Here is a 12,359-nt window from a genome sequence, read left to right on the forward strand (position 1 = left end):
GAGCCGGCACCGATCGGCAGATCGACTATGGCACTACCCGCTTCGGGGAGCTTCGTATGGCCGCTGGGATCGAAGTGCTTGAAACGCTTCGCGTGGGAGCCCCACCCGGGTCTGGAGTGAACCAACGGGACCCGCTTGTTCTGCGGCGCCGCAGGAGCCGTCACATGCCGCTGCTCCGAAGATGCGGCCGTAGCAACACCGGCAGGCAGCAGACCCACCAGCAAGGCACCGACCGCCACCGTTGCCGTGTTCCGAATCCTCCGGGCCGTCCACGCCGCCCGCCCGCGGCTCCATGCCGAAATCCGCGCCATGCTGTGCGTCCCCTCCCCGGTCTCAGAGTCACCCAACTCGACTGCAAATTAGGAGACTTGAGTGCACGTCACAGCGGAGGCACACGTCGATCACATCCCCCGCACACGATCACGCTAGGTCCTGAACTCAACCCCGAAAGCAAAGCTTCTCCAGAGGAAAAGCAAAGGAACACCACAAAGCGGAAGGCAAGTTGACCCGTATTCGTCAAAAGTGGACTCCATGCGGGCACTTGTCGATCAGTTCATGATGGACCGCCTTCACACCGGCCCCACAGAATGCACAACGGCGCGGGGCCCACGGGGGGAACCGCACGACACCTGCGAAGGACTCCGACCTCACATGTCCGCCTCTCGCACACCTCTGCGTGCCAGACACTCTGCGTCGAGACCAATCGTCGCCGCTGTTGTCGCCGCCCTGGCAGCCGGATCACTGGCCGCAACCGCCCCCGCTCACGCCGCGCCGTTGGACGCGCCGAGCCGCTCATCCAAGACCGCCTCCAAGAGCGACGACTCACCGTCCTCCACCCGCAGTCTCAACGCCACAGAGTGGGCGTCCGCGCGAGCGAAAGCCACTGGCCAGCCAGTGACCATCGATGCGCTCACGGGCACGGGCACTCAGGTGGCGGCCAACCCGGATGGCACCTTCACCCGGACCGACTCGTCCATGCCCCAGCGCACCCTGCAGCAGGGGAAATGGGTCCCCATCGACACCACCCTGGTACAGCACGCCAACGGGACCTGGGGACCCAAAGCCGCCGTCACGGACGTGACGTTCTCCGATGGCGGCTCCGGCACGCTGGTCGCCCTGCGCAGCGGAGCCGACAGGCTGGCCTTCTCCTGGCCGACCGCCCTGCCCAGGCCAGTAGTCTCCGGTGACACCGCCACGTACCCGGACGTATCGCCTGATGTCGATCTCCAGTTGACCGCGGACGCCTCCGGTTACTCCTCAATCCTGGTGGTCAAGACCCCCAACGCCGCAGCCGATCTGCGTTTGAAAGGTCTCGCGCTCAACACGACCTCGTCCGGCCTCAAGCTCTCCCCCACCGCCGACGGTGGTGTGCAGGCCACCGACAAGCACACGAGCGAGACCGTCTTCCACAGTGACACCGCGCTGATGTGGGACAGTGCAGGACAGAAAGCCGCACAGCGCCCTCTGGCACATGCCAAGACCGTTTCGTCCGCACGAGCCCAGCACCGGGCGGCGGGTAGGGTCGGCAACCACCGCGCGCAGGTCCACGTGAACCTCAAGCCCGGCCAGCAACTACTCGGTCTAGACCAGAAGTTGCTTGCCTCCAAGACCACCGTCTACCCCGTCTACGTGGACCCGGAGTGGAGCGGCAGACCCTCCCAACTGGACTGGGCCCGGATCTCCGACAACGGGTGGAACGTCTACAACTCGACGTCCACCACCGGTGACACCAACGCCCGGGAGGGGTGGGACAACAACACCCCGGGCAATGGCGAACGGGCCCGTACTTACTACCAGATCAACACCAGTGGCATCAAAGGCGCCGTGGTCAGCCACGCCTCGCTGTATGTGAAGCAGCTCTCCGCCGCCTCCTGCTCCGACACCCCCGCCGCCGTCTACGGCACCGACCGCCCTGCAGGGTGGAGCTCCTCAAAGCTGAACTGGGGCAGCGAACCCACCGTGCGCACCGGTGCACTCGGCACAACCAACCCGGTCAGCCACGAGGCCGGCACCTGCCCGGTCACGAACGGCGCCAACTCCTGGGTCAGCCCGCCGTCACTTGAATTCGACGTGACCTCCCGGGCCCAGAGCGCGGCGTCCGGCAGCTGGAGCAGCATGACGCTGATGGTCCAGTCACCCAACATGAACGACGCTTCCCAGTGGAAGCAGCTCGCTTACGGCGGCGGCGCCACTATGTCGGTCACCTACAGCTACCGGCCCAAACTCAAGAACGGCACCGGCACCCCCGCCATCAAGCCGTCCACGGTGAACCTGGGTAAGACGATGACCACCACCCACACTCCGACGCTGTCGGCGCGCGCGGTCGACCCGGACCTGGCCGGGGGCAGCGAGCTGGTGCGCGTCGAGTACAACATCTACAACTCCTCCGGCACCTTGATCCACCAGGGCTTCGGCCCCAGCACCGACTCCAAGAAACGCGCCAGGTACAACACCAACGGCAGCGACTGGACGGTCCCGAGCCTGCCCGACGGCACCTACACCTGGAAGGCCACCGCGCAGAACGCCGCGGGCTACTGGGCCGGAACCGGATCAGGTATCTGGACCAAGACCCAGACCTTCACCGTGGACACGAGCGCGCCGCCCGCGCCCACAGTGACCTCCAGCCAGTTCCCAGCCGGGCAGATCGGTGCCGCCTTCGGCGACAAGGGCACCTTCACACTCGGCAACAACCACACCAACAACATCACTGGATACCTGTTCGCTCTGGACGCCACACTCGGAAACACCGTCTACAGCAGCAGCAACGTCACGAAGTTGACCACCACGACCAAGATCACGCCGGGCCAGGCGTACTACGTCACGTCGGACAACGGGCCTGGTACCGGAACCTCGGTCCTCAACGGCAGTGCCTCCCCCACCTTCGCCCCAGGCACCACAGGTCCTCACAAGCTGTACGCCAAGGCGGTGGACCAGGCCGGCTCGACGTCCGTCCAGGCGTCCTACGCCTTCTACGCCGGTACCAGCACGCCGACCTACGCCTACGGCGACAAGATGATCACCGGGTGGACAGCGACCAACACCGACGGCACGACGACTGCTGTGCCCAAGGCGACCACGACCGCCAAGGGCGGCCAGCTGATCAGCCAGGCCGCCGGCAGCGGCTACGAGTTCGCCGACGGCTACCAAGCCTGGCTCGCCAACAAGAGCACCACCTCGAAGGTCGTCTCCGGTGACAGCGCAACCTTCAGCTTCGACGTCCCCAAGGACGGCCCCTGGAGCTTCGGCGCCAACCTGAGCAAGGCCAAGGACTACGGGATCTACCGGCTGGTCCTGGACGCGGGCCAGAGCACCCAGGCAACGCTGCTCAGCGACTACGACGCCTACAGCTCCTATACCACCACCCACTTCATCGACCTCGGCATGCCCAAGGACGCCAACGGACAACTCCTCACTCTCAAACAGGGTGTACACACTCTGACCCTCACCCTGACCGGCGACAACTCCAAGTCGGCCGGGTTCCAGGCGGGCATCGACGTGCTGCGGCTCGCCCCGGCACTGACCTGCGCGATCAACGACACCCGCAGCTGCCTGAACAACACCGCGACCAGCACCTTCGCCACGACGACCAGCCAGGCCGACGCGGACGGATCCGGCAACAGCGTCAACTCCGCGGATATGACGAGCACTTCGGGCTGGCAGAGCGGGAAGACCGTGACCGTCGACGGCGCCGCCATCACCCTGCCGAAGTTCGGCACTGGCACCTATGACAACATGCTGGCCTCCGGCCAGACCGTCACCCTGCCGGACAGCGGCACAGTGAACACCGGTGACGCCCTGATCTTCCTCGCCTTCTCCACCGGCGGCGCCGCCACGGGCACCAACGGCACCATCACCTACGCCAAGGACAACTGCCTCCCAGGCGGCGACCCCACCCAGTCCTACCAGCTGGACACCGTCCCCGATTGGCTCAGCGGCCCCGCCTCCGCTGCCGCGCTGACGCTGGTCCACGAGAACCATCACGACAACACCCAGACCAACCCGGCTGCCGGGCCCAAGATCTACGCCATCAGCGTCCCGCTGCAGTGCCCGGGCTCGGTCATCAGCAGCATCTCCCTGCCACTGTTCACCAACGGCGTCCAGCAGAATCAGCCGGCTTTGCACATCCTCGGGATGGGTATACGACCGACGTCCTTCACCGGCAGCGGACCCAACGCCCAGCACTGGGTCGGCACCTGGTCCTCCGTCCAGGACACCGCCAAAGTGCAGCAATCCGGCGGCACTGCGGCCATCGCCAACGGGCAGACCCTGCGTATCCCAGCACGCGTCAGCATCGGCACCGACACCGGCAACAGAGTGCGTATCCATGTGTCCAACGCCCTGGGCGCCTCACCCGTGACCTTCGACGCAGCCTCTGTTGCCCTGCAGGACACCACCGCCGGCGACGCCACCACGACGGCCGCGGGGCCCACTGCGCTCGCCTTCGGCGGCCTTACCTCCGTCACCATCCCCGCAGGCGCCGACGCAACCAGCGACCCCGTGACCCTGGCCGTCGCACAGCAGGGAACCGTGCTGGTCAGCCTGCAGGTACACGGCTCGGTCACCGCCCTGCCCGGGCATGCCACGGCGCGGACACCGGTGTGGATCAGCAGCGACGCGGCCAACCGGACGCTCGACGCCTCAGCCGCGAACTACACGCGGACGACCTACACCGGCCTGCCCTACCTGACCGGCATCGACGTCACCACCTCCGCCTCGGCTCCCACCGGCTCGGTGGTTCTCTACGGGGACCAGAACATCAACGGTGACACCGCAGGCACCAGCAACGGCCCTTACCCTCTCAGCGACGCCATCACCAACGGTCTGGTCAAGGACACCAACGGCGACGATTCCGTCGACTACGGCGTCCTCAACGCGGGCACCAACAGCACCAGCCTGAACAACAACCAGCTGCCGCAGATCACCTACAGCGACAGGCCGATCAACGCGCTCAACCCCCTGGACCGCAACGTCCTGGCCCAAGGCAATGTGCGCACCGTCCTCGTCTCCACCGGCGCCACCGACCTGCTCAACTGCACCGGTACCGCCGACACCTGTGCCACCAGCGTCGAGAGCGGCCTACAGTCGCTCAACAGCCAGCTCATCTCGTACTACACCGACGATGGGCAGCCCCACGACGGCCAACAACCGGTGACGGAGAACTCCAACATCACCGTCTACGTCACCACGATCCCCCCATTCACCGCCGCCCACCCAGGCACAGCTACGCAGGAAGCCGCACGCGAGCAGGTGAACAGCCAGCTGTCCGATCTCTTCTACGGCCAAGTCATCGACTTCGCCGGGGCAGTCTCCACAGACGGCACGGCAACGTCCTCCACCGTCAAAGCCGCCGACCTGACCAACGGCGCCCCTTCCAACGCTTACTACGACGACCTAGCTGCTCGCTACCTCAAAGACACGAACAACCGTGACACGATCGCCATCGCGCCGAACCTGATCGTCCCGGTCGCCACCGGCAGCGACACCCCCGACAACGAATGGGACCTGGCCACCGACACCACCGACCAGCGCGGTGACAACCCATTCACCGCAGTCGGCGGCGCCACCTCCAACGCTGCGGGACCCGATGCGGTCAACGCCACCGCCGCAGCGACCTCCTTCGACGGCAGCACCGGATTCCTGGAGAGCGACCACACCGCCGTCAACACCCTCGCCGACTACACCGTCTCCGCCTGGGTGAAACTCGACTCGGCAACCGGACCCGCCACCGCCATCTGTGAAGGCACCAGCCAGCACCAGGCGTTCTACCTCGGCTACGACCGAGGCAACCAGGGCTGGATGTTCCAGACCACGACAACCAACGACGACAGCTCCGACTTCCCCACCGCGGAAGGAGACGCCGGCACCGGAGCCCTGGGCACCTGGACCCACCTCCTCGTCACCTACACCGCACCCGTGGACAGTGACGACAGCACCGGCGTCATGGCTATCTACCAGAACGGCACCCTCATGGGGACCGCCACCAACCTCACCCCGCAATACGACTCCTCCATGCCCCTGACCATCGGCGGCTGCCTCAACGACCCCGCCGCCACCTCCCCGTACAACGCCTTCCCCGGCTCCGTCTCGGACGTCCAGGTCTACCCCTACGCCATGCCCGCGAGCGACGCCGACGCAGCCAGCGTGATCGTGCCCAGCGGCTGGCAGAACGGCATGCCCGAGGACGACTGGAAACTCGCCGCCAACGGCACCGACACCGCCTCCCTCAACCCGCTCACCCCGACCGGCAACGCCACCTTCGGCACCGACGCACCCAGCGGGATGTCCGGCAGCGTCACCTTCGACGGCAGCACCGGCTTCCTCAAAAGCGAGCAGAGCGCGGTCAACACCCTCGGCGACTACACCGTCTCCGCCTGGGTGAAGATCAACTCAGCTCTCGGCACCACCGCGGTCTGCCAGGGCACCACCCAACACCAGGCCTTCTACCTCTCCTACGACAAACCCAGCGCCGCCTGGATGTTCCAGACCACTACCACCAACGACGAGAACTCCGACTTCCCCACCGCCGAAGGCGACCCCAACAGCGGCCCCACCGGCACCTGGACCCACCTCGTCGCCACCTTCCGGGCACCAGTCCCGGGAGGCGCCACTACCGGCAACATGGCCCTCTACCAGAACGGCACCCTCATCGGGACCGCAACCAACCTCAGCCCCCAGTACGACTCCTCCATGCCCCTCACCGTCGGCGGCTGCGTAAACAGCGCCTCCGCCACCACCCCTTACCTCGCGTTCCCCGGCTCCATCGCCGATGTCCACGTCTACCCCCGCACGCTCTCGGCGACCGAGGTCAGCGCACTGCATTGACCCACCCTCGGTCCAGGGCCCGCGCCAACTCCGCCAGGAGCGGCGTGGGCCCGCCCACGTCCGCGGCGGCGGCCACACACCCAGCCGGCGAACGGCACGGCACCGTCGAACACTCCCCAAAGAGCAGCTTCCCGGAACCACCCAGGAGATCACGCGCGCCAGCGCAACCTCCGAGCACAGGCGTGCCGAAATATCGAAGCGGCACAGCACAGGCGCATCCACCAGGAAGCCGCCACCGAAGAAACCCTCATCAAGTACGTCGTGGCTCAGCACGCGGGATATCCACCCTCGCGCCAGCCATGCCGCCGAGCCGGACCAAAACACGACCAGCCCGCAGGGGGTTCGCCGCGCTGCCAGCTGTCACGGGCAAATCACACACCCCGTGGCTTTCTCTCTGAACAGGATCCCGAAACGGGATATTTATGGCCGCACAGGACTAGACGGACTGCCCTGGACGACCCCACAACCTATGCCAGGTGGTGCCCAGTGAGGGACCCAGGATCAGGACCGGAGCGTCTTCTGGCCCGTCAAAGCGGTCTTGCAGGGTGTTCGGGGGTGTCTCACTCACGCGCCCCAGACCCTCTCACGTCTCACGGACGCCCGTATGAGCGGGTTGCTAGCGGGGTGCTGGCACTGCCAACTTCGCCGTCCCTGTCTCCCTGGGCACCGGCGCCAACGCCGCGACTCACTGGTGGAACCTTGACGACGGCACCGGCAACACCGCCGCCGACTGCGCCACCGCAACAGGCTCCGACTGCAGCGCCGGCCTCCCCGCGTCACTCAGCGGCGCCTATACCTGGAGCAGCGACTCGACTCGCCGTAACTACATCAACCTCAACGGCACGACCGGCCATGCCAACACCTCCGGGGCTGCCGTCGATACCTCGCGAAACTTCACCGTCTCCGCCTGGATCAAGCTCAATTCGTCGTCCGCCAATTCGACATTCGTCTCGCAGGACGGCGCCGTCAACAAGGCGCCCCGGCGTGGGCCTTCGGTAGACACAGCACCGACGCGAGCGGTGCCGTCTGGCAGGCCACCTACGGCAGCAATCCCGTCATAGGCAAATGGACACACCTGGTAGGCGTCTTCGACGCCACCAACCAGGAAATCCGGCTCTACGTCGGCGGCAAGCTCACCGCCGCCAGGGACTGGACCTACACTCCCTGGAACGCGACCGCCTCCCTCCAAATCGGCCGCAAACTGTCCTACGGCGAGTACGCCAACGCAGGCATCAGCGACATCCACATCTACAACACCGCCCTGCCTCCCGCCGACGCAGCCGCCACCGGTGACAAGCCCGCCATCAGCCAACTCGACTGACCGCTGAGGTACGTTCAGGCGCTCGACCGAGTCACTTCGGTCGAGCGCCTGCCAGGTCCGATGGGACGATCATGCGGCAGACCTACGTACCGAACTGTCCGAGCACACCACTACAGTTCTCGATCACTTGACCGATCCAAGAGCGCCGAGGGACCGCAGTCGGATCCTCGCGCTCTCACTTGCAGAGTCGACCAATTCTCTGGGGGGACCATCATGAGACGCAGCACCTTCTTGGCAGCGGCCACGGCAACCGCACTGACCACCGGCCTGCTCACGGGCCTCGCACCGGCCTGGGCGGACGGCACCACCGGCGGCCCCGTCCTGGTCGACGCCAACGGCTGGAACGAGCCGGGGCTGGTCTTCGTGACCGCGCATTCCGACAGCCCGATCACCCGCATCACGGCCCACTTCTATCCGCTGGACGCACCAGAGGGAGCCCAAGAGGCCGGATCGACCGAGGACTTCACCCAGTACTCCGGACAGGACGCGACGTCCGGTACCTGGCGGGCGCCGGTCCACCTGGCGGACCTCGGTGACTACCGGGTCACCGTCGATCTGCAGGACGCCTCCGGCGCCACCGTCACCGGCGCCCTCTCCCGCGACCCCCTGCGGTACCGGACCATCGTCAGGGTCTCCGGTCTGACCGCTACCCCGAGTGTGCCCGACTACCTCCACCAGCAGGTCTCCGTCAGCGGTACCGCCATCGCCCGGGATCCCCGCACCCCCGACACCCCGACTCCCGCCGCCGACACGCCCGTCGGCGTCGTCGCCGACACCGGACTCGGCCGGACGATCACGACCGCGACCGCCGGCCCCGACGGCCGCTTCACCGCCGCCTACGTCCCCACCGAGCAGTCCTTCCGGCTGTCCGCCGCACCCCAGGCCTCCAGCAGCTACCCGGGAGCGATCGACCTGTCGACGTACCCCACCCAGTGGCTGCACACCACCCAGGCACCGGTCCGCTTCACGGCAAGCACCCACGCCCTGAACCTGAAACAGGGCGCCGCCGGAACCGTCACCGGCCACGCCGAGATCCAGACCACCGCCGGCTGGCAGCCACTGCCGAACACCGCGATCACCCTCTTCGGCCTCGGCTCGGACGGTCTTCCCGCCTTCGCAGTCGGCGAGACCACTACCGACGGCAGAGGCGCCTACACATTGCCCGTCTCCTCGTACAACGCCGCCCCTACCGCCGAACTCATGGCGGGTGCCGGCAACATGCCCTTCCAGCAGATCGCCACCGAACCCTTCAGCCTCCACGTCGCCTACACCACCCACATCGACACCGGCGTGTCCCTGCACGACGACTCGGCCCTCCATGTGGACGACGGCTACGTCTACTACGAAGACGCACGCGCCCACTGGCCCGCCAAGCCCACTGTCACTCTGCAGTACTCGAAGGACGGCAAGAGCGGCTGGAAGAACGCCACCACCATCCCCATCAAGATCCGCTACAACAAGCCCCTGTTCGAGGAGACGTTCGCCCACACCTTCACCGCACCGGACACCGACGCCTACTGGCGGGCCCGCTTCGACGGCAACCCCGACCTCGGTACCAGCACCACCAAGCCCGTCCACCTCTACCGCTACACCACCCGCATCACCGGCTTCCACGCCTCCCCCAACCCGGTCCGCAAGGGGCAGCCGATCAGATTCGCCGGCACCCTCCAGTACAAGAAGGGCAATACCTGGAAGCCGCTCACCGACGACGCCTGGCCCACCCTCTACTTCAAACCGCGCGGCTCCAGCACCTACCACTATCTGCGAGCTGGACACCGACAAGAAGGGCCACCTCGAGGGTATGGTGACCGCCAAGCAGGACGGCACCTGGGCCCTCGCGCTCAACCGCGAGACCGGAGACCACTACCTCAGAAGCGCCCGGGTCACCGACTACGTCGACGTCCGCTAGCCGTTGCCCGTGGTGACGGCACCTGGACCCACCTCGTCGCCACCTCCCCGGCACCCGCCACAGGAGGCTCCACCACCGGCAACATGGCCCTCTATCAGAACGGCACCCTCATCGGGACCTGCCACCCAACCTCAGCCCCCAGTACGACTCCTCCATGCCCCTCACCATCGGCGGCTGCATCAACAGCGCCTCCGCCACCACCCCCTATCTGGCCTTCCCCGGCTCCGTCGCCGACGTCCACGTCTACCCACGGACGCCCCTATAGCGTGGGGGTGCGGGAAACCGGTCTGACCAGGTTGAAGACCTCGCGGGCGGCATATCGCTTGAGGCATCGGATGATCTCGCGTCGGGTCTTGCCCTCCGGGGTGCGGCGTTCGTAGTACGCCTGGGTGCGAGGGTCCTGGCGGAGGCGGGTGAACACGATGCGGTGCAAGGCCGCGTTGGCCTGCCGGTCGCCGCCGTAGTTGAGCCGGCGCGTGCTACGACGGCCCGACGAATACTCGAGGGGGCTGACTCCGCAAAGGGCAGCAAAGGACGCCTCGGTGCTCAGCCGCTCGGGGTTGTCTCCCATGGTGATCAGGAGAGTCACGGCACTGTCCGGGCCGATGCCCACCGGTACGAGCAGCTGTGGGGCGTGACGTTCGATGAGCTGGGTCAGGCGTTGGTTCAGCTCATGCGCGGTTGCGGAGGCTGGACAGTCGTTCCCGCAGTGCGGGATCGGCGATGACCCGGGCGGCTTTGAGCTAGGAGATCGCCTGGGTACGGGCCTTGACCGCGGAGTCCTTGCGGGCTTGAACATCCGGGCGCTGTGCACCGGACCGTCACCGGACTTGGCCCGGGCGCGGGCGCGACCGCTGAGCACGGCTCGCGCTGCGGCCTGCGCATCGAGCGGGTCCGACTTGCCGAGCAGACGGCGGGCCGATCGGTCGGGCCGGTTGACTTCGAACACCTGGATCCGCTGGGCCAGCAGGTAGCGGGACAGGCTCGCGCCGAAGGTGCCGGTGCCCTCCACGCCGGCACGGCGCACCGTACCCTGCCTGCGGGCCCACATGAGCAGCCGCCGGTAGCCGGCCACCGTCGCAGGAAAGGACTCGGCTGCGTTGTCTGGTCGTCGTGATTGTTCGCCTCCCGCGCGGTGACGTGCTGGGTGGATGACACCGGCCTGCTCGGGCGGTCTGACACCGTGATGGCGCCTGAAACTCGGCAAGGCCCCTATGGGGACACGCCCTGTGGCTCGGTCACAGAAGGCACCATCCCGCAACGGCAGTCGACACGCCTGTGACTGGACACTTCGGTCATGGATCTCATGAGTCAGACCCCCGTCCGGGACGGCACTGCGCAACCGTCCCATCGATCCCGGCACAACGGCGTGACTCGATCACTGCCGGATGGCTTCGAACGAACCGGCGCTCAACCTGTTCTGGGCAGGCTGACGACGGTCTGGCTAGTCGCCCACTGGTGACCGGCATCGACGGCCGGCCATTGTTCCCGCCTTACCGGCTGTCCTTCGCCGGCCACGGCACGAACGCAGGGCAGTCCGACGACCGAGGCGATCAGGCGGTGCGACGGCTGGTGCAGTCTCGTAGGCTGCGGGCCATGAGCGATACTCCCACTCCGACGCCCTCGGCAGCGTTCGAACTGCTGCTGGCCGGTAACCAGCGCTTCGTCACCAACGCCCCCGAGCACCCTAACCAGGACGCCACCCGCCGCGCCGAGATCGCCCCGGGCCAGCAGCCCTTCGCCGTGCTGTTCGGGTGTTCCGACTCCCGGCTGGCCGCCGAGATCATCTTCGACCGCGGCCTGGGCGACCTGTTCGTGGTGCGCACCGCCGGGCACGTGGTGGGGGCGGAAGTGCTGGGCAGCATCGAGTACGGCGTTGACGTGCTGGACTGCCCGCTGGTCGTGGTGCTCGGCCATGACTCGTGCGGGGCGGTCGGCGCGGCGTGCGCCGCGCTGGAGGACGGCATGGCCCCGGCCGGCTACATCCGGGATGTGGTCGAGCGGGTGACCCCCAGCGTGCTGGCGGCGCGAGCCGCCGGACGGGTGGAGCCACAGGAGGTCCTCGCCGAGCACGTAAGGCACACCGTCGACCTGCTGCTGGACCGCTCCCGTGTCCTCGCCGAGAAGGTGGCCGCCGGCCAGGCCGCCGTGGTGGGCCTGTGCTACCGGCTGGCCGACGGCAGCGCGCAGCTCGTCGCGGCCCGCGGCCTCGACGCGCACGTCGCCACCGTGTCCTGACCACCCCGGCTGCGGCTGCGGCTGCCCCGAGAACGTGCCGCGGCCGAAAGGGACTCCCCCGTACGCCAT

Annotated in this window: 4 protein-coding genes; 3 read left to right on the forward strand and 1 reads right to left on the reverse strand. The window is 67.2% G+C overall.

What is annotated here, in order from left to right:
- The first annotated feature begins 894 nt into the window (after positions 1-894).
- On the forward strand, positions 895-6,822 hold the full coding sequence (locus AB0G52_RS18885; protein ID WP_361337352.1) for a LamG-like jellyroll fold domain-containing protein: 5,928 nt from the start codon (positions 895-897) through the stop codon (positions 6,820-6,822).
- Between the two features lie 943 nt (positions 6,823-7,765).
- On the forward strand, positions 7,766-8,143 hold the full coding sequence (locus AB0G52_RS18890; RefSeq protein ID WP_361337531.1) for a LamG-like jellyroll fold domain-containing protein: 378 nt from the start codon (positions 7,766-7,768) through the stop codon (positions 8,141-8,143).
- 2,168 nt (positions 8,144-10,311) lie between these two features.
- On the opposite strand, the gene AB0G52_RS18895 is transcribed toward AB0G52_RS18890, so the two are convergent.
- On the reverse strand, positions 10,312-11,127 hold the full coding sequence (locus tag AB0G52_RS18895; protein WP_361337354.1) for a transposase: 816 nt from the start codon (positions 11,125-11,127) through the stop codon (positions 10,312-10,314).
- Positions 11,128-11,648: 521 nt separating this feature from the next.
- Between AB0G52_RS18895 and AB0G52_RS18900 the strand changes: the two genes are divergently transcribed.
- Positions 11,649-12,290, forward strand: coding sequence for a carbonic anhydrase (locus AB0G52_RS18900; RefSeq protein WP_132891380.1), 642 nt, complete (start codon positions 11,649-11,651; stop codon positions 12,288-12,290).
- Positions 12,291-12,359: the final 69 nt, after the last annotated feature.

It is taken from the genome of Streptomyces sp. NPDC021562, assembly GCF_040640875.1.
Taxonomy (GTDB): domain Bacteria; phylum Actinomycetota; class Actinomycetes; order Streptomycetales; family Streptomycetaceae; genus Streptomyces.

Bases quoted from the DNA above. Each gene is read 5' to 3' on its own strand.
- AB0G52_RS18900 (WP_132891380.1), top strand. From the start codon at position 11,649: ATGAGCGATACTCCCACTCCGACGCCCTCGGCAGCGTTCGAACTGCTG.